Consider the following 19559-nt stretch of genomic DNA (forward strand, 5'->3'; position numbering starts at 1 on the left):
AAAGAAGTTTTACAATATTATTTTTTCTTACGAGTAATCAGGATTGCTGCACCTGCTACTGCCAATACTGCCAACCCTGCGATTGGGGCAAAGTCCCCTGTTTTCGCTGCGTTTGCTTTGGTTGTTGTGCTTTCCTGTCCAGTCTGAGTAGCATTGTTATCAGATGGTGTTTCTGTTCCTTCTACTGCTACTAAACTATCCATTGCAGCCTGCACAGATTGTACTGCTACGTCTACTTCTTTCTGGGTTGCGTTTTCATTTGCTAATACTGCATCCGCATCTTTTAATGCTACTTCCAGTACTGCGTAGCTTTCTGCTGTGTATGCGTTCGCATCTATCTGATTTGCTTTTGCTACTACTTCTTCCAGAATAGATTTATCTGCTTTGTATCTCAGGTTCAACATTGTGTTTAACAGCTTATCCGCTACTTCATTGATTTCCGCCTGCATTGCGTCTCCGTCTTTGTATACGCTCTGAGCTGCTTCCAATGCTGCGGTGAATTCCGCTTGACCTGCTTCTACATACTTGCTCAGGTCGATTCCTTCTGCTGCTGCGATTAAGCTTGCTAACTCTGTTTTATCGCCTGCTACAAATCCTAATTTATGGATTTCGTTCAATAAGGTCTGCCATGCTGCATCCACTTCTTCTTGAGTTGCTGCATCATTTTCTGCAACTGCTTTCGCATTCATCAACGCTTCATCAAAGGATTTTTGTACACTTTCGATGGCATTATCATATTCACCACTTGCTTTTGCTGCATCTGCGTATGCAATTACTGCGTTCAGGATACCTTTGTCCGCTTGTTCCTGATCAGCCAAAACAACTTCGGTATATGGGGTCAATACTGCGCTTACCAAGCCATTATCTGTAATCGCTGTTGCTGCTTTTGTACTCTTACCAGCAAATACATCGCTTTCTACCCGTGCACGTTTGTTCAAGGTAGTAGTGAGTTCGATGGTTAAAGTATTGGAGCCTTCTACTAAATATTTTCCTAAATCAACCGTATCTGTCAGATTGTTAATCACATCAATTTCCTGACCATTAATCGTAATACCGGTAATTTGGTCATTACCATAGGACATCCACAGGTTTGCTTTGGAACCATCCCAATCAAATGTAGTGGTATAGTATCCACGTCCTGATACATTATCCATAGAAGCAACGCCTAAAGTAGCCAGCTGTTCTTCCGTTGCCTGGATATCTGCCCAGTTCACTAGGTTTTGTTCTCCAAAATCAACGGTAATAATCTCTGTTTCGGAAGGATCTACGGTTTGTATTCCAGTTTCTGGGTCTACCATACTACTTGCGTCCTTATATTTTGGACCATAACTGTCGATGGTCAAATTCCATTTCGCATCGCTTAAATCCAATACCTCACCGGATTTATCAATGGTAACATCCTTTGTTGTGCCATCGGACAAGCTAACTTGGTAACTGCCCGCTGTGTTGGAGCGGAATACCGCATTATGATCCACGTCACGTGCGATTTCGTAATCACCATTGTCTGCATTCACATCTGTTACATAGTCAGATGGAGCAGGGAAGTCGGTTGTATTATTGGTAATTGCAATGATGGTAGATGCTCCTGGATCCAGATTATCCAGGCAGAGGGTGATGGTACCATCGCCATTGTCAGTGTATTCTCCAATTTGTGTGATTTCCCCGGTCATAGCATCCAGCATATAAGGGGTTCCGGAGCCTTCCAGTGTTACAATAGCATCCTGGATCGCTTCACCATATTCCCCAGTTTTGTACATTTTAGAAGACCCTGCGGTCAACATACCCTGGAAAGTGGAAACATCGTTAAACATGTAGTAATAGTTGGTTCCATCAATGGTATCCTGATACATGGTGGTTTCCAGTTTTGGGATGCTATAGTTGGCGTAGCCGGTAATGTCCAAGGATTCTAAAATTTCAGGAATTTCATCTTTATTAGAAGTTTCTTTTACATTGTCAAAATTTAACAGTTCTTGATATAATTCCTGTACTTTTACTGATGTGCGATAAAGAAGTAATAGAAGTGTAAAAAATTTTGCCGTTCCTATCCGGCACTTGCGCATTGTGTCGGATAGGTCGGGCGGTTATTCGGGCAAGTCCACCTTGCCAACAAAAGAATAATAAATCTCAATGTCCTGTCTGCGGGTCTTGTTCTCGTCATAGCTGCACTCATGCACAACGATTTTCTCTACAAACTCCCGCAGCAGAGTAGGGGTAAGTTCTTCAAAGCTGGTATGCCGCCGGACAACATTCATAAACTTTTCTGCGTTCACGGTGGCTTCCTGTGCTTTGGAAAGCTCCGCTTGAATAGCAGCGGCTCTTTCTTTCAGCTCCCGTTGCTCTGCTTCATAGTCTGCCGACAGCTCTGTGAAACGCTCGTCTGATATGCGCCCGGTCACGCTGTCCTCATACAGCCGCTTGAAGATAGCGGATAACTCGGCTATGCGTTTCTCGGAGGCTTCCAGTTCCTTTTTCTTGGCGGCGTTCCTGCGTTTGCCCCCGTCCTCGTTCTGCTCAATCAAGAGTTTCATAAACCGGGCTTCATGCTTTGCCGCATAGCTGGTCACTTTCCGCAGATTGGAGAGTACACCAGCGGTCAAGAGGTCGGTGCGGATAAAGTGCGCCGTACAGTCATGGGTGCGTTTCTTGTAGTTGCCGCAGATATAACAGTCCTGCTTGCGCTTGTCCGTCTGGTATCGCTGCTGATACATCACGCTGCCGCAGTCCGCACAGAACAGTATGCCGGAGAACAAACCCACTTCATCATAGCGGTTTGGGCGTTTGCGCTGTTTGCGAAGCTCCTGCACCCGTTCCCATGTTTGGGTGTCTATGATAGGCTCGTGGTGGTTCTCGAAAATCACTTGCTTTTCCGGGGGATTTTCTACACTGTGCTTGACTTTGTAAGAAAGTTTTTCTGTCTTGAAATTTACCAGACAGCCTGTGTATTCCCGGTTTTCAAGGATATGCACTACGGTATTGGTCGCCCACTTGCACTCATAGCCGGGGTGGTAGCGGCGGGTGCTGCCCGTCCTGCGGTATTCAAGCGTTCCCGGCGTGGGGATTTGCTGCTCTGTGAGCATACGGGCTATCTTGGTCGGACCATTCCCGGCAAGACAGAGGTTGTATATCTGCTTGACTACGGGTGCAGCTTCCTCGTCAATAATGAAATTTTCATCCTCGTCCATGAGGTAGCCATACACAGGCTTGCTTGTGATGGGCTTGCCATTCATGCCTTTTGAGCGTTTTACTGCTTTGATTTTCTTGCTCGTATCTCTCACCAGCCATTCGTTAAAGATATTCCGCAGCGGGGCAAAGTCATTGTCGCCCTGTGCGCTGTCCACTCCGTCATTGATAGCGATGAAGCGGACACCTTTCTGTGGGAAAATCATTTCCGTGTACATTCCCACTTGCAGGTAGTTTCGCCCTAACCTCGACATATCCTTTACGATAACTGTCCCGACTTTTCCGGCTTCAATGTCCGCAAGCATGGCTTGAAAACCGGGTCTTTGAAAGTTCGCACCAGAATAACCGTCGTCCGTGTACCAGCGCAGATTGGAAAAGCCGTTCTGCTTTGCATAGGTTTCAAGGATACGCTTCTGATTGGAAATGGAATTGCTTTCGCCTTGCAGCTCGTCCTCATGGGATAGTCTTGGGTAAAGGGCGGTAATTGGTTGTTGGTTGGTCTGTCTTAACATAAAATCCTCCGTTTCCGACAGCCAGCCCCACTATTCCGTACCTTGATTGTACCACATGGGGCGGCTGTCTGTATAGCGGCAAAAGCGTCAAATCTGCTTCTTTATGGTCGGTCAAATCGCCGTTTTTTGTGTAGCAGCTTCCGCTTCCAGCACTTTCATCATCTTGTCGGCTGCGGTGTCGGTTGCGCCCTGCTTGAAGAAGCCGGAAACGGTAAGGACGGAGTTGCCCATGCGGATTTCCGTCACACAGTCCGGGCGGCGGTCTGTTTTGGTGGTGCTTGTCTGTTTCGTTTCTGTCATAGGCTCTCCTTTCGCTGCTTCATCAGTTGCTTTAAGCGTTCCAGCTTTTCCTGTGCGGTTTCCTTTCGGAAGTTGCTGCCCGTGAAGCGGACGGGGGCGCACATGGAAGTCAGCCTGTCATAGATACGGGCGTGGGGCGTGTCCTGCGGGTGCTGCAATTCCTCCAGCGTGAGGTTGGTCGTGGCGATCAGCGGCTTGCCGCTTCGGTAACGGCTGTCAATCACGCTGTAAACCTGTTCCAGCCCGTATTCTGTTCCTCGCTCCATACCGAAATCATCAAGTATCAGCAGAGGGTAGCTGCAAAGGCGGGAAATATATTCGTTCCTGCCCTCAAAGCTGGCGGCAAGGTCACCCAGTATCGTTGCAAAGTTTGTCATGCAGACGGCAACCTCTTTTTCCATAAGGGCGTTGGCGATACAGGCGGCAAGGTAGCTTTTTCCCGTCCCCACGCCGCCCCAAAACAGGTAGCCGATATTTTCAGCCTGCATGGTTTCCCAGCTCTCCACATAAAAGCGGGCGGTTTCGGTCTGCGGGTTTCTGCCGTTGTCATGCTCAAATGTCCAGTTCCGCATAGCAGGGTCGGTAAAGCCCCGGCGTTTCAAGTCCTCCACTTTTTCAAGGTGCTTCTGTCGGCTTTCGGCGGCTTGCTGCTTTTCACGGGCTGCCCGCTGGCAGTCGCACTCTGCCGGGTGGCGGTCACGCCCGAAACAAGTCTTTCCCTCTGCAAAATAGGCTTCTTTGGGCGTATGGCACTTACCGCAGTATAAAAGCCCGTCCTCGCCTGTGTAGTCCTCCGCTTCGGCGGTAGTGGCTGTAATGTCCGTAATCATAGCTTCAATTCCGTTTTTCATAAGCTCTCGCCCTCCTTGCATGAATAATCGGGTATGCCCTGTTTCGGGGCAGCCTTGCCTTTGGCAGCGTCCTCCTGCGCCCACTTGTAAATGGTGGCTGCATGGCTGTGGTACTGTTTCCCGGTGGAAGCGATATGGCAGGAAAGCCGGTCAATATAATACTCCCACTTGTCGGGCAACTCTGTTTTTAGCCCGGAAAGCTCTGTATCGGTCAGTATCACATTGTTGTATCTGCCATAAGCGGCGGGGGCGGGGTGTCCCGTTTCTCCCTCTCTCTCTTTTTCTATCTCTATCTCTTTCTCTAACTCTATCTCTATCTCTGGTGGACGAATGTCGGACAAATGTCCGCCTTTTGTCCGGGGCGGTAAAAGTGCCTTGTTTTCCAGTCTTGCAGCCCGTTTCCGCTCGGCTTCGGTAGAGGACTGTCCTATCATCAGCTCAATGTCGGTCATATAGAAAGCCCCGCTGTCAAGCTGCTCCACAAGCCCCAACTGCCGGAAAATCTCTAAAGCCCTCTCAACCGTCCCTATCTGGTGGCGGGTCAGTGTCGCTATCATCTGCGCTGTGTAGGGGATATGCTCGTCAAGCTGCAATTTCCCGCCGTTTTTCAGCGATTTTAAGTACAGCTTCAAGAGGATATTGGAGTATAAAATCCCGTCTTTCATATCTTCCAGCAGCACAATGGAGTCGCTGTCAAAAAAGTTCTCTTTCAGCTTGAGGTAGTAATACTTGCGGTTATCTGCCATTGTCCCTGTCCTCCTTTTTCCGGCGTTTGGAGTAGTAGTGGGGGCAGAGTATGATAACCGCCCGGAAGCTCTGCTTGCAGCTATGGGTACAGCCCCGGCAGAGGTCATTGTATGTGATACGATCGCAGGTGGAATTCCCGACTTTCACTTGCCGCAGGAAAAAAGACCATTCCAGCCGCCGTTTCTTGCTCATTCTTGGCATGGGTGCGCTCCTTTCTGCCGTTTCCGCTGGTGTGGCGGTATCGGCGGTAATTCTGTATCATCTCGGTATCATTTTCGGGTTTTTTCTGCCCTATAAGCCCGTTAAAAAATCCTTTGGTATTTGCGGATAGGGTACGGGGCAGCCCCCTTGTTCTGTATAGGTTCGGGTACATTTTGGGGCGGTTTTTATCGTTCCTGTTCCTGCCTTTTCACAGGCTTGCGCTCCCGGTGTAAAATCTGGTCGATATTGCCCTTGACAGTCTGTAAGCGGCGGTATTCCTCCCGTTTTGCCCGGTAATCGTTGTAGCCGCTGTTTTTCTCTTGGATAAGGGTTTCAATCTCTGCTTGCAGGGCTTTATAGCTCGGCAGCTTGGAAATGCCGTTTTCCCTGAAATAGCGGGCGGCTGCGTCTGCTATGATAAAGTCGCTTTCGTACTTCTGACGGTAGGCTGCTTTTGCTTTGGCGTTTTTCTGCTGTTTCAGCCCGTCCCGGACAGGGCGGGTCTTGGAATAGGCAAGCACCTGCCGTTGCAGCTCCTTTTTCCCGTTCAGCGTCTTTTCCATCTGCTTCAGCTCTGTAAGGCTTTCCCGCATGGCGGTATAGGCGGCAGAACAGGCTTCGTCCAGTTCCTCCGGGGAAGAAAAGCCGTACTGCTGATAGGCGGTAACGGTAGCTGCCATTTGCTTTAGGTTGTGCTTTGCCGCCCAGCGGTCATAGCCCACGCCCTTGCCCTCGGCTCGCTTGGCTTCCCGGTCAACCATGCGCTGCAAGGTGTTGTCTGCCGGGGTGGTTTTTGTGGTTTTTTCCCCTTGTGACAGCTTTTTAACCGCGGCAGGGTATTCGAGTATGGCTTTGCTCTGTTCGGCGGCTCTGTGGGCGTTCTGCGTAAGCAGGACAAGGACAGCAGCCTTGTCAAAATCGTCCCCCAGCTTCCGGGCTGTGATAGGCTTTGTCCTGTCCGGCGTGAGGTAGGAAAGCCGCCCCCGGCTCTCCTTGACGGTCACACCCTCCCGCAGCAAAAGGGAAGAAAATTCGTCAAAGCTGCCAGCTTGGGAAAGTGCCTGCCGTATCGTCCGGCGCAGCTTCGCCTTGTCCGTTTCAAACTTGGTGGGCTTGGTCGGCTGTCCTGCGGCTTCTCTGACAGCGTTCTCTTTATCAAGGGCAAGCTGTCCTTTCTTTGCCGCCCAGTATTCCCGTTCGGTTATCCGTTCCTTGCTGCCGCTTAGGAGGTCGATTTGGTAAAGCCCCTCCCGGTGGCACATCTCCATGACTTCACTCTTGAAATATTCCATAGCGGCGTTGGTGCAGCGGTGCTTGCAGCCCTCCCGTGTGTCGGCTGGTCTGTCCATGTAGGGCAGAAGCGGGACTTCATAAATCCGCAGGGAGTTGATGACGATATGCACATGGATATTGCCGCTGTGGTTATGCCCGTCCGGGTGGGTGCAGACTAAGGCTTGGTGTCCGGGGAAATGCTCTTTACAGAACTGCTCGCCCAGCTCCTGCGCCCGGTCTACGGTCAAGCCGTTGTCTGTCCCGTCCCGTGGGTCAAAGCTGATGATATAGTGGTGGCTTTTCACATCTTCCCGTTTTTGGTTTTTCTCATAGCGGAGATTAGCCCGCATACAGGCAACAGCGAAATCCTCGCCCCCACAGTTGAGGGAAGAAATGCGGTAATCCTCCCTCGGTATCAGCCGCCCGTTTTCATCAAGGGTGGGCTTCATGGTAAACTCGTCATGCTCAAATGTGAGATAGGCTTCCGCTGCGCCATAGTCCGCATTTTTAGAGCTGATATGTTTGAATGTTGCCAACAGCGTCACCCACTTTCTGCAAGACTTCAAACTTTAGGGCAGCAAGGTCGGAAACCGCCGCCCGTACCTCCCCGGCAAGCTGCGGGTAGGGGCTGTGCCACTCGTTCAGCGTCCGGGCTATCTGGTTTAAGTTGCCGCCGATCCTGCCGTATTCGGCGGTCAGCTTCCCGACAGCGGCAAGCAACTCGTCATTGACGGGGGAAACGGTTATGATGGGGCGTATGGCTGCCCCGGTTATGGCTTGCCGGATAAACTCGGCTTGGCTCATGTTGTAAGCAGAAAGCCTTTCCGCAAACTCGGCGTATTCTTCCTCGGTCATGCGTGTCTTGACTACCCGGCTGCGGTGCGGCGTGTTATATCGTTTTCGCATGGTAAAACCTCCTTCGGCTGTGCGTGGTGTCCTCTCACTAATAGGAGAAAAACAGGGTGTAAAGCGGAACTGTTTTTGAAAAATCCGAAAAATTATTTTGAGGGATTTTCCAGCGGCGTAAGCCGCATAAGCAGGGTTTGGGGAAGGCACTCCCCAACAAGATTCCCGCAGGGGCAAAATGAGCGATAAGCGAATTTTGGTACTGCGGTAGAATCTTGCTCTGAAAAACTCCGGCGTTCCCCGGCTTCCGTACTTTCCGCTAACAAGACGTTTCAAAAGGGCTTTGCTACCCGCTATTCCGGCATATCTTGAAAATTTTCCTTTCACTACCTACAACACCACGCAAAGCAAAATGGACGGAGATTTTTAGAATTTCCCCTTATTCCCTACAACACCACGCAAGCCGAAAAAGGCGGACAATGGCAGTATTTTTTTCTTTGATACCCTCCACGGATAAGTAAGGGATTTTGCCAACTGCGGCGGCAATTTTCCCTTTTGTTTTTTCATACTGGGGATTTTCAAAAATGCCAAACAGGAACGAAAAAAAGCAGCAAATCTGTTGAATAGATTTACTGCTTTCTGGTTGCCGGCGAAGCGGCGGTTATTCAGTTGTAGGCGGTAGGGCTATCTCCCAAAGCGGAACTTGAAAATAGCTGTGAGAAGCGTCTGGGTGATGTAGTCCTCTGTATCTTGGTCTACCCGTCCATTCACACGGGCGGCACATTGTATGCGGCGGCGGTAATACTGCAATACAGTTCCCACCGCTTCCGGCTCCCCGCTGGTGGCTTGGACGATTGTTTCATAGGGGAGAAGCCTATTATTTCTCATATGCCATTCCCTCCATTTCCGCTTGGAGCTGCCGTAGGACTTTTCGGATATGGTAGCCCGCTGTGCTGCGGCTGCGCCCGTACTGTCTGCCAATTTCGTGCTGTGGAATACGCTTGAAAAAGGACAGGTAAATCATTTCCCGCTCCCGTTCGTCCAGCCGTGACAGGGCTTCCGCAAGTAAGCCGCTGCTGAAAATGACCGTATCGCCGCAAAGGGTAAGTATGTATTCCTCGTCCGGCTCCGGGGCTTGGAAATATTCATCTGTCGTGCCTAAAGGGTAGTGCTTTTCGTCTGTGAGGTATTCAAGGGATATTTCTCTTTTGTGCTTCCTGCTCCGTGTCCTCGCTGCGTTGATCGTTGCATTTCGGATAACGACTTTGCAAAAGGCATGGAAAGTGTACTCGATATGTTCCCGATATTCTTCTGTACAGGTCATGGAAAATCCCCCTTTCCTCCCAAAAGGGCTGTGGCTGGTTAGTAGTTGCTTTTTATGATAGTAAGGGGCGGCAGCACTTTAGGCTGTCGCTCCTTGACTGCCTAACTGCAAAACCGGGCGGGGCTGTCAACGGCGGGCGAAGCCCGTTCATCTTGACCGTTGACTGGCTCGGCCAGGTTTGCTATTTATCCGGCAAACTTGAATTTATTTTAAGCTATCACGTTTTACCTTTTTAAGCCTTACTATCATTACCATAGGAATTTCTTTGTTGTTTTTGAAACATTCTTCATAAAATCCATCAATGACAAATCCAGCTCTAAAACAAAGGTTAAAAATATCTTGTATGGAACGATGATAATAAATCTGCTCCTCCGGTTGCCCTTCAATCGCTATACCATAGTAACTGTGCGGTGTCATATATTTTTCAGTCAACGTGATAAAACAAGGGTGTTGCGTTGCAAAGACAAAAATTCCGCTTTCCTCCAACAGTTCATAAACAGCCATAAGAAGTGGTTCAATATCCGTAATATCCATAATTGCCATATTAGAAACTGCTTTCGTAAAGGCTCGATTTCTTTTTAATTCTAATATACTTTTTCTATCGGTCGCATCCGCCACACAAAATTCAATTTGTTTTGCATATTGTGATTGCCGTCTTTTAGCCAATTCTATCATTTTTTTGCTGTAATCAAAAGCGACAACCGAAGCGCCTCTTTGTGCAAGATACGAAGAATAATTTCCATTGCCACACGCAATATCCAAAATGTAATCCGCAGGATTAGGAGATAGAAGTTCCGTTACTTTGGGACGCACTACCTCTCTGTGAAATTCATTAGATTCGTCACCCATTGCATTATCCCAAAATTGTGCGTTCTCCTCCCAGATTTTTTTACTTTCCTCTGTTCCCATGTTCTCTCCCACTCCCCAAATTTGCTTTTTTGCTTCCATTAAATCTTCCTTACTATATTCCATTGTTACCCTCCATAACTTCTGATTGTTGCCGTCTTGACGATTATGTATCTTTACATTACCTTCTGAAACATATGGCGCACCTTGTCCAGGCGGCTGTTTGGACGGCGGGGCTGGATGACCGGCTGACCGACAGCGGCCTGATATCCTTTCAGCTCTGTAAGGCATACGCTCCGCCCGTTGGTGTAAAAGGCCAGATCAGTACGGTATGCCTGTATACAGCGGGCGGGAATCTCGCCAGTAAAGACAACTTCATCCTTTTTTACCTGGGCCGTTTCGATGGTGGCACAGTATTTCGGTGCATCATGATAAGCCCTGGAAAGGTATTCCTGGGGCGCATAGAGGATGAAGGAGAGATAAGGTTCCAGCAGCTGCGTCCCCGATTCCTTCAATGCCTGTTCCAATACAATCGGGGCCAATGAGCGGAAGTCCGCCGGCGTGCTGACCGGACTGTAATAAAGCCCGTATTCAAAGCAAATCTTACAGTCCGTTACGTTCCAGCCGAACAAGCCCTGCTCCAGCCCGTAACGGATACCATCCCTGACAGCGTTTTGAAAACTCTGGTTCAAGTATCCCAGCGAAACCCGGCTCTCGTATTGTACACCGGAGCCAAGCGAGAGTGGTGTAACAGACAGTCCTATGGATGCCCAAAACGGGTTGGGCGGCACCTCGATATGGATGGTGTGGCTGGCTGCTTTGAGCGGCCGCTCCATATAAATGACGGAGGGTTCCTTTACCACTGTTTCAAGCTTGTATTTTTCCGACAGCAAAGCGGAAACAACCTCCAACTGCACCCGGCCCAAAAAAGAAAGAATGATCTCATGGGTGATGGAATCCACTTCGCAACGCAAAAGCGGGTCAGTATCCGCAAGTTGCGTAAGAGCGTCCAGCAGCCGTTCTCTTTGCGCTGCCGTTTTCGGCGCAATCGTCGTCCGCAGCATGGGGAGGGGGTCCTCGCGCCACCTTTTACGAGGGAGCCGGGTTTGGTCCCCTAATACATCGTTTAACCTCACGCTGTCGCTGGGAAGGATAACAATTTCACCCTGATAAGCGGTGTCTGTCCGAACAATTTCCCCTTTGGATGGAATACGCATCTCTGTGATTTTCAGCTTTTCTCTCCCGGCCAGGGCCACCGTATCCCGCAGGCGCAGCGTTCCGCTGTATAACCGTAGATAGACACGCCGCTGGCCGCAATCGGTGTACTCAACCTTGAAAACGCTGCCGCATAGGGCGGCGCCCCCCTGTTCCCCAATCGGTTGGAACAGCCCTGTCACCGCATCCATCAACGGTTGAATGCCAAGGCCATTTTTGGCGCTGCCATGATAGACTGGGAACAGGGAGGCGTCTTGAACCCGCTGCTGTTCCTCCCGCGCAAGTTTTTCCCGGCTGATTGGTTCTCCTGCGATATACTTTTCCAATAATTCATCGTTATTTTCGATGACCGCATCCCATGCTTCTATGTCGGTATTTTCCTCCAGGACTATTTCCGGGGACAGCGACACCGTCTGCTTGATGATAATATCGGCGGAGAGCTTATCCCGAACAGACTGAACCACGCTCTGCAAATCAACGCCAGCCTGGTCGATCTTGTTGATAAAGATAACGGTGGGAATGTTCATTTTCCGCAGGGCATGGAACAGAATACGGGTCTGGGCCTGCACGCCATCTTTAGCGGAGATCACCAAGATGGCCCCATCTAAAACAGCCAAAGAGCGGTACACCTCCGCCAAAAAATCCATGTGGCCGGGCGTATCCACAATGTTAACTTTACATCTGTGCCACTGGAAGGAAGTGACTGCCGCTTGAATGGTAATCCCACGCTGCCGCTCCAAAAACATGGTGTCCGTCCTCGTTGTCCCTTTTTCGACGCTCCCCGGTTCTGAAATGGCTCCGCTGGCATATAGCAGGCTCTCCGTCAAGGTCGTCTTTCCAGCGTCTACATGGGCAAGAATTCCAATATTGATTATTTTCATGTGATTGTCCTCCCTTTACAGCCCCAAAGGGCATAAAAATCCCCAGCAGTAAAATACTTTTACCACTGGGGATTCTAATTTGCGGACATACACATATACAGCATACACCTATTTGTGATTGCTGTTTTTTGAATATGTCAAAATTGATAAGGCAAAAGTATTCTTAAATTGGGTACAAAAAACCAAGCCCCCACAAAAGGAGCTATCATAATTCTTTGTTCCCACTATTTGATTATAGTTTTATTTAAGAATACCTTGCCGCATATTTTTTACTCCTTTTCTGGAATGAAGCTATTATATCACATCAGTTTTAGGAAAGCAAGTACCTAAAAGAAATTTTTCTTCCCCTTATATGTAACAATCATACCGGCTTCCTAGCGTTCAGAATGTTTTCTGCTGTCTGCTGTGGTGTTTGGTTGGAATTGTCCAACCAAAAGCCGATCCGTGGTGTTGTCTGCATAAATGTATCGTATAAGGTTTCAACCGTAAAGCCGGAATAGCCTGTTTTCTCCCTGTATCGTTCCCTTTCTTTTATTGTTTCCACATCTGGACAAAGAACGACAACCTCAACAGGGTATTTATGCAGATAATTTATCATTCGGTTTAATTCATCACCGTAGTAGTTATCTTGGATCACTACAGAAAAGCCGTTGTCAAAGTATGACCTTGCCGCATCAGCAGTCAATTTGTATCGAAGGTACAGCTGGCGGACTGCTTCCGCTGATGGGGTAGCTGACATATTTTCTCTGCCTGAAATAATCATTTTTCGGAACACATCACCACGAAGATGGACGCATTTTTCTATTGATTTTGCCAGTAAATCGGAAACTGTAGATTTTCCAGAAGCCATTAAGCCTGTAATGAGATAAATTTTTTGTTTCATTTCACTTCCTCCGGCACAAAAAATATGTACATGTAACTAATTCAACACATTTATAATTTGAATAGGGACATTATAGCATTTACTAAATACAAATTCAATGTATACGGAAAGAAAGATATAAGGAGTGGGAGGGATTCCGCCGTAGTCGGCATTGTAGGAAAATCCAAAAGTTTAGATTTTCCCACAATGCTTATCTTTTGGTCTTTGGTTCGGAATAGTGTAGTGCTGGCGGTCTATCTCTTGTTTTCGGTTGCTTGCTTCCTTACCGTACATGAGCATTTGCATCCGTATTGTCTGATTTTTCTGTCCCATATACTTTGGAAGGATTGCTGGAATAAGAAATAATTGGTATACCAGCTTTTGCGTAATCCAGAATGGTTTCCATTGATTCTACAGAGATGGTGGAAACTTCGCTTAATACCAACGCTTTATAGCCAGGGCCATCCGGATAGATCATCTGGTTTTGTACATCATGGGCATTTTCGCCATTGATCAGTGCCTCACTCATGATATTGTAAGAATAACCGTTGTCCAACAATGCCTGCATAGAGTTTCCATTTGGGAATTCAAATGCCAATGGGCCATCTCGTATAACAGCGACATCAACTTTTTGGTTCGCGTACTGTAGCAGGGCTTGATTACGGGACACATAATCGGTTACCATATCCATTTTGTCCCAATAAGTTTGACGGTAGCTATAAGGTTCACCAAAAGAACCGCCAAATGGGTCCCAACCTGGCCAGTCCGCATGGAATCCATTGATGGATTTTGAATAAGCGCTTCCGTGGAAGATCGCCCTATTCACACCCCAGGAGAAGTTGGCTGTCAGTTCAAACAGAATATCTTCCCAGTTGTATTGATAGATAGTACGTCCTGTAATCGCTTCCATAGACAGGTATTTTTTGTCATATAAATTTGCCGCTGCAGACAACTGGCGTAAACCATCCCCTTTTGTCATGTTATCCCCTTCTGGGATTGTAACAATTGAAGCAGCGCCTGCAATATCCAAACCTGTTAAATCATAAGTTTGCGCACGGTAGTTGCATCCAATGCTTTCTGCCCATTTATTCGCTGGAATACAGTGTTGTGTTTCGTAGAGATGCCCCATAATATCGTTATAGTCTTCAACAATTCTGGCACCTAACTCTTTTTCTTCCTCATTGTCATAGGTATAAACCAAATCTTTTGGATCAGCACTTGCACCAAATCCACCATAGGTGCGTTCACTGGCGACAACCGCTGCTATAACATCCTGATATTGGTAATTCTCTCCATAGTAAGCGGCAATTTCTTCTTTCAGGTCAGGTGCCCACAGGTTGGTAGTTTTATTTGCTTCAATGGAATCCTCAAAAATGCTGCCGCCGTTTTCACGGATCATTGCCGCCAGCTCGGTATCATTTAAGATATAGTTATCCCAATAGTCTGTAATCGCATTGATGCCATCGTCATTAAAGAAATCCATTACATAGCATCTGTTGTGCATTACTACAGAAGAACCACCGTTAAACAACTGTCCAGTACCACGGTAATAAACAGAAACCAGCACATAATCCCCATCGCTTACATCATCCGCGGTGAGTCCAGATAAATCCGCCTGATAGTAGTGCTGTTCATCTGCCATACGTTTTCTGTTTCCATCGGCGTCCACTTTTGCTGTTTCATTTGGGTCCGCCTGTTCTGGGCCGAAAGCATCCAGGGTCTCCTGATAGTCCCAGCCTTGGGATTCCGCATACGCTTTGTCTGGAATACCTGCTGGTGTTGTTTTTCCTTCAATTTCGGAAGCATCCATCCCTTTTAAGCTGGAGAAATCCAGGTTATATTCTGTATAAGGAGTTCCTTTTTCTTCTTTATCTGTTACGGAAACCACTTTTGCCAGGTTGGTAGAAACCAACGTATCGGTAAAAATAAAATGAGCGTTCTTGCCATCTGTTGTTTTGGTTTCCGGTAATTTTAGTTCAACAGAACCATTTTGGATATCTTCCGCGGTAACAGGGGTAAAGGATACTGCTGTTTGTTTGGAAGTTTGAGGGTCGTTGGGGTCAATGGTGTTCACGCATGGTGGCCAGTGTGCGGTAATCGTCAGGTCAACAACAAAACCACCTTCAATAGCGTTTGCCGCTTTGTAAACTTTTTTCAGTAATTTTACCCAGGAATCAGAACCCCATCCGCAGTATTCCGCCTGGTCATTGGTATAACTAGTGGAGTCGGAAAGCATGGCGATTTCAACGCCACCAAACCCTGCTTCTGCCAAAGAATTGATTTGTTTTTCAATAACATCGTTGTCATCAATTCCAGCGGTCGCATCGGGGAACCACATCCTTGCCATTGGTTTCGCGGTGTAATCCGGATTCTTAAAATAAGAGATAGCCGAATTGGAATCCGCTTGTGTCGCATTGGCTGGCAGAACGGTCGCTGTTGCAGATAACAGCATAGTTGCCGACAGAACTGCTGCCAACAGTTTATGAGATTTTTTCATAATAGATCCTCCTTTTTCTATTACTAATAAAAAATCATTGTATTTATGATATTTTTAGTATAATAGAATGGAACAATATTGTCAGTATCGTAATGTAAGGTAAACCTCAATAAATTGTACACTATATCCAGTTATTTTATTTAATAGATTGATTTTTACAACAATTTTTATTATAATAAAGAATGGAGGGAAGGAGGATTTTTTATGGAATTGGATAAAATTATGGATACAATGCTCCACCAGCAAAGAAACCCTGACCGGGAAAAACTGAAGCCATTTCAGCCGGAAGAATTGAAAAATCCCCATGCAAGATGGAGGATCAATAAAGAATCCATGGGAAAATACTTCAAACTAAACGATATTGGGATCAACCTCCATATTCCGGAATTTAATAAAATCCAGGTTGCGCACAAGCATAGTTTTTTTGAGTTGATCTATGTCTATCGGGGAAGAATGAAGAACCAGGTGGACCGTATCAAAATAGATCTGGAACAGGGAGATTTTTGCCTGATGAACCCAGATGCCATCCACACCCCTGTTACCATCGGTGAAAATGCCCTCGCCTTAAATATTTTGATGACCAATGATTTGTTTGAAAAATCTTTTATGAACCTAATTTTAGACAACCAGTTATTAGCCAATTTTTTTGTAGACTCATTGTTCCAAAAAAAACAGGAGAAAAACTATTTGGTGTTTTCTCAACAATATTTAAATCAAACGACAATACAAGAATATCTAAAACGGATTTTAACCGAATATTTTCATACTGCTTTATATCAACAAAGCGTAGTGGAATCTTTATTATCCTGTTTATTTGTAGAATTGACCCGAGGTTATCAAAAACAGTTGGAGGATACTAGCCGTAAAGAATTTTCAAAAGCAAACCTCTCCAATATTATTGCTTACCTTGCGGAAAATTATAAAACAGTAACCGTACAATCAGTATCAGAGCACTTTAATTATCACCCAAAGTATTTACCCAGCTTGCTGAAAAAATATACCGGGAAGGGGTTTTCTGATATTGTACAAGGGTTTAAACTAAGTCATGCCTGTCAGCTTTTAAAACAGACTGACCTTTCTATTGCAGATATTGTGGAAGAAGTAGGATACTCGAATCGAAGCTACTTTTACCGTGTGTTCCAAAAACAATACCAAATGACACCATCTGAGTATCGGAAAAGAATTCACACCAGTACCAATTTGGAACATTTTCCTTATGAATTCCAATAAGACAGATTTCGAACCCCGGATAAAGGAATATAAATACTTCTTATCTATATCAAATAAAAGCAATATAGATCATGTAACCTGTAACTATATGAAAAATATTTTATAAAAATACAATATAAGTTACTGCCTCTACTTTCGTGATAAAAAATCACTATCTTTCCTTGTACATAACATCTTTTTTATTTTATAATCTCCAATAGAACCAAAAAATTTTAATCATATACAGCAAACATACCCCCTGCTCTAATAGAACAGGGGGTATTTTATGTAAAAATATCATCACGAAAAGGAAACATGCCTAAAATAACATCAATAGCACAATAGTGGAATCCACATATGGATTTGATTCATAAATACGATAATCCACACATAATTTCATCATAAAAGCAGATAGAACGAAGAAACAGATGAAACAAAAATTAGTGCCAGTTTATACGTTTGTTACGCCCTTTGAATGCTTACAAAAATCCCTAATACATTTTTCCCACTAAAATAAAAAACCAAATCTGGGCTTTTTTATAGAAAAATTTTATTACTGTTGATATGGATTATTATCGTTATTTTGATTCTGGTTTTGTGGTGGTTGCTGTTGGTAAGGTGGTTGTGGTGGATATGGAGGATTTCCATAAGGAGGCTGCTGTCCTCCCTGATAAGGCTGTTGTGGCTGCCCATAAGGCCCATAATGATATGCACTACGTGTATTTAATAAAATAAATTGAGGGGTATTTTTTTGGATAATTAAAATAAAGATCCCAGGTAAAAAAGTCATACTGAGCAATAAATATGCTACTAAACTCACAGCAATAAAAAGCCCGCTATTATCCGGTGCATACTCTTTAAATACCGTATAGTAACTCATAAACTGCAAAACAGTTCCCCAAATAGATGCCGTAACCCCAATAATCATCAGTACACTCATCAATATAATCATCCATCCAAAAGAGGAAAGGTCAGGGGTATACATACCTTGCTCAATCCATTGAATATTGTATAAAAGATCAAAGATAATATTGACAGAAAATATGGAAGAAATTGTGGTTGTCACAACAGAAATAATGGAAAGTACTAATAAAAGAACGCGACGATTGGTTGGTTTTTGATATTGCCCATTGATGTTATCCGCAACAGCGCCAATTAAGTAAGAATTGGCAAATGGAACCCAAGCAAGCCAATGGTTTGGCATATTCCTCCGTTTTGCCAATTTCATATAAGCTATTCCATTTAATACATACTGCGGGATCACGACCAAACATATGCTCACCAGTAATACTATAATATACATCGTAAACATCACATTATATTCACTCATTGCAATTCCACCTTTCTGGCTGGACATCTCTATTTATTTTGAGTATACCACAAATCATGATTTCTGTCCAGATTTATTGTTATAACCAATATTTTTATTGAGGATATCCATTGCATATGAAGTAAAACTCAAAAGTATTCCTGCTTCCCATAAAGAAATATAGTAAGCCAGCTTTTATTAAGCGATCCATTATAAGACAAAGTTTATGTTATACTATTTTTTCTATATTAGATAAAACAAAAAAGCTTTGATTGATATCAATCAAAGCTTTTGCATCGGTATTTTAACTCTTTGGTTATGGCAAAATATAAATATTTACAGTCCTAGAACCCCAATTACGGCATTCACCTTCTGAGTTCATAAATAAATCAACTAAGATTTCGTTTTTCATACAGGATCCACCAGTATCAGCTGCAATCGCATAGCCATATACACGCCCATCTGCGCTGGCAATATACATCTTTGTCCCATAAGGGATCACATTTGGATTTACGGCAACATAACCAGGTTTTACCGTTCTACCTGTTGAGGTACGGGCGCCTGCTGGAGCGGTATAAGCTACCCCACGGCCTGTAATTACTTTTGTATAATTGGTAGGGATTCCATTTCCATCAAAGCTAATCCCCGCAGGTGTATCCAATTCAGAAATAACAGATTTTCCTGCTACACTTTTTTGTTCTACTGGGGTTTTTGTCCCCACTAAAACGACACGATTTACCGGTTGAACGGTTACTTCGGATCGAACCGGCTGTTCCGAACGGGAAACAAGGTTGCCGTCCTCATAAGTGCAGGAATAATAATCTACCCGTGTACCAGTAGAGCCTGCAGTTTGTTCTTGGGTTACCCCTTTTAACAAACCATCTGTTTCTTGATAAATGGTTTCAAATGGCAGCTCAACTTGTTCTGCTACCTCATTGGTGGTAACACGGACAACGGTAATGGATGTTCCTTCTTTTACTACATTGTTTACATCCTCTGACACCGTATCTGTTGAACCTACCGCCACATTTGCCAACTCCAGTGCATCCTGAACAGTTCCACGTACCATAGGTACTTGTACTGTTTTTCCATCCGCTGTAACAGAAACATCAAACGCCCTGTTAATTCGGATGTTTGCATGGTTGTTATCAACATCCATCCATAGCACTTCATCATTGGCAGAAGTTTCTACTCCTAAATCGTTTAGGATTTCATCTGCTGTTTGCTTATTTGTCAATACCGATTTTACGAATTGTCCGTTGTCATAAATTTCTACTCTGCAATTAAAACTTGCAATACCAGTTAATACTGGTGTAGAAAGCATAACAAAAGCGCACACCCCACTGATGACAATGGTTCTTGTTTTAGCAGAACACATCTCTTTCAGTTTACGTAAAAATGATTGCATGTGTTTAACTCCTTAATGAACAAAACATATCACTATGGATATATGTTTTGCAGATTGTTACTGTTTGTAACCGTTTTGTAGCTATTATATGCAGTAAAA

Annotated in this window: 17 protein-coding genes; 1 reads left to right on the top strand and 16 read right to left on the bottom strand. The window is 45.4% G+C overall.

What is annotated here, in order from left to right; all coding sequences use genetic code 11:
• Window positions 1-17: 17 nt before the first annotated feature.
• The 14 genes from H8Z77_RS09080 to H8Z77_RS09145 all read right to left on the bottom strand — a co-directional run bounded on the left by H8Z77_RS09080 (window position 18) and on the right by H8Z77_RS09145 (window position 15534).
• A complete protein-coding gene (locus tag H8Z77_RS09080; protein WP_186996818.1) occupies window positions 18-2060 on the bottom strand; it encodes an FIVAR domain-containing protein in 2043 nt (680 codons plus the stop codon).
• Between the two features lie 21 nt (window positions 2061-2081).
• Window positions 2082-3692 carry a recombinase family protein gene (locus H8Z77_RS09085; RefSeq protein WP_002569232.1) on the bottom strand — a complete coding sequence of 537 codons (1611 nt, stop codon included), beginning with the start codon at window positions 3690-3692 and terminating at the stop codon, window positions 2082-2084.
• Between the two features lie 111 nt (window positions 3693-3803).
• The gene (locus H8Z77_RS09090) at window positions 3804-3992 is read right to left on the bottom strand and encodes a transposon-encoded TnpW family protein (RefSeq protein WP_002569233.1); all 189 of its coding nucleotides are present in this window, start codon (window positions 3990-3992) and stop codon (window positions 3804-3806) included.
• The gene (locus H8Z77_RS09095; protein WP_002569234.1) at window positions 3989-4843 is read right to left on the bottom strand and encodes an ATP-binding protein; all 855 of its coding nucleotides are present in this window, start codon (window positions 4841-4843) and stop codon (window positions 3989-3991) included. The genes H8Z77_RS09090 and H8Z77_RS09095 overlap by 4 nt, the downstream gene beginning before the upstream one ends.
• Window positions 4840-5589: a phage replisome organizer N-terminal domain-containing protein gene (locus H8Z77_RS09100; RefSeq protein WP_002569235.1), complete on the bottom strand. Its 750-nt coding sequence runs from the start codon at window positions 5587-5589 to the stop codon at window positions 4840-4842. The genes H8Z77_RS09095 and H8Z77_RS09100 overlap by 4 nt, the downstream gene beginning before the upstream one ends.
• On the bottom strand, window positions 5579-5791 hold the full coding sequence (locus H8Z77_RS09105; RefSeq protein ID WP_002569236.1) for a hypothetical protein: 213 nt from the start codon (window positions 5789-5791) through the stop codon (window positions 5579-5581). The genes H8Z77_RS09100 and H8Z77_RS09105 overlap by 11 nt, the downstream gene beginning before the upstream one ends.
• Window positions 5792-5976: 185 nt before the next feature.
• On the bottom strand, window positions 5977-7599 hold the full coding sequence (locus H8Z77_RS09110) for a relaxase/mobilization nuclease domain-containing protein (RefSeq protein WP_002569237.1): 1623 nt from the start codon (window positions 7597-7599) through the stop codon (window positions 5977-5979).
• Window positions 7571-7969, bottom strand: coding sequence for a plasmid mobilization protein (locus H8Z77_RS09115; protein ID WP_002569238.1), 399 nt, complete (start codon window positions 7967-7969; stop codon window positions 7571-7573). Before H8Z77_RS09115 ends, H8Z77_RS09110 begins: the two co-directional genes overlap by 29 nt.
• A 624-nt stretch (window positions 7970-8593) precedes the next feature.
• A complete protein-coding gene (locus H8Z77_RS09120) occupies window positions 8594-8797 on the bottom strand; it encodes a helix-turn-helix domain-containing protein (RefSeq protein ID WP_003505336.1) in 204 nt (67 codons plus the stop codon).
• Window positions 8787-9233 carry an RNA polymerase sigma factor gene (locus tag H8Z77_RS09125; RefSeq protein WP_003505338.1) on the bottom strand — a complete coding sequence of 149 codons (447 nt, stop codon included), beginning with the start codon at window positions 9231-9233 and terminating at the stop codon, window positions 8787-8789. Before H8Z77_RS09125 ends, H8Z77_RS09120 begins: the two co-directional genes overlap by 11 nt.
• 204 nt (window positions 9234-9437) lie before the next feature.
• Window positions 9438-10205 carry a class I SAM-dependent methyltransferase gene (locus H8Z77_RS09130; protein ID WP_186996819.1) on the bottom strand — a complete coding sequence of 256 codons (768 nt, stop codon included), beginning with the start codon at window positions 10203-10205 and terminating at the stop codon, window positions 9438-9440.
• A 50-nt stretch (window positions 10206-10255) separates the two neighbouring features.
• Window positions 10256-12175: a tetracycline resistance ribosomal protection protein Tet(W) gene (gene tet(W) / locus H8Z77_RS09135; protein WP_002586627.1), complete on the bottom strand. Its 1920-nt coding sequence runs from the start codon at window positions 12173-12175 to the stop codon at window positions 10256-10258.
• Window positions 12176-12536: 361 nt separating this feature from the next.
• The gene (locus tag H8Z77_RS09140) at window positions 12537-13058 is read right to left on the bottom strand and encodes a P-loop nucleotide/nucleoside kinase family protein (RefSeq protein ID WP_102732904.1); all 522 of its coding nucleotides are present in this window, start codon (window positions 13056-13058) and stop codon (window positions 12537-12539) included.
• 262 nt (window positions 13059-13320) lie between these two features.
• On the bottom strand, window positions 13321-15534 hold the full coding sequence (locus tag H8Z77_RS09145) for a glycosyl hydrolase (RefSeq protein ID WP_186996820.1): 2214 nt from the start codon (window positions 15532-15534) through the stop codon (window positions 13321-13323).
• A gap of 204 nt (window positions 15535-15738) precedes the next feature.
• Between H8Z77_RS09145 and H8Z77_RS09150 the strand changes: the two genes are divergently transcribed.
• The gene (locus tag H8Z77_RS09150) at window positions 15739-16764 is read left to right on the top strand and encodes an AraC family transcriptional regulator (RefSeq protein WP_069987678.1); all 1026 of its coding nucleotides are present in this window, start codon (window positions 15739-15741) and stop codon (window positions 16762-16764) included.
• Between the two features lie 532 nt (window positions 16765-17296).
• On the opposite strand, the gene H8Z77_RS09155 is transcribed toward H8Z77_RS09150, so the two are convergent.
• Both H8Z77_RS09155 and H8Z77_RS09160 read right to left on the bottom strand, forming a co-directional pair.
• On the bottom strand, window positions 17297-18073 hold the full coding sequence (locus H8Z77_RS09155; RefSeq protein WP_186996821.1) for a hypothetical protein: 777 nt from the start codon (window positions 18071-18073) through the stop codon (window positions 17297-17299).
• Between the two features lie 295 nt (window positions 18074-18368).
• Window positions 18369-19460 carry a resuscitation-promoting factor gene (locus H8Z77_RS09160; RefSeq protein WP_186996822.1) on the bottom strand — a complete coding sequence of 364 codons (1092 nt, stop codon included), beginning with the start codon at window positions 19458-19460 and terminating at the stop codon, window positions 18369-18371.
• Window positions 19461-19559: the final 99 nt, after the last annotated feature.

Source organism: Clostridium facile (assembly GCF_014297275.1).
In the GTDB taxonomy this organism is placed as follows: Bacteria; Bacillota; Clostridia; order Oscillospirales; family Ruminococcaceae; genus Massilioclostridium; species Massilioclostridium facile.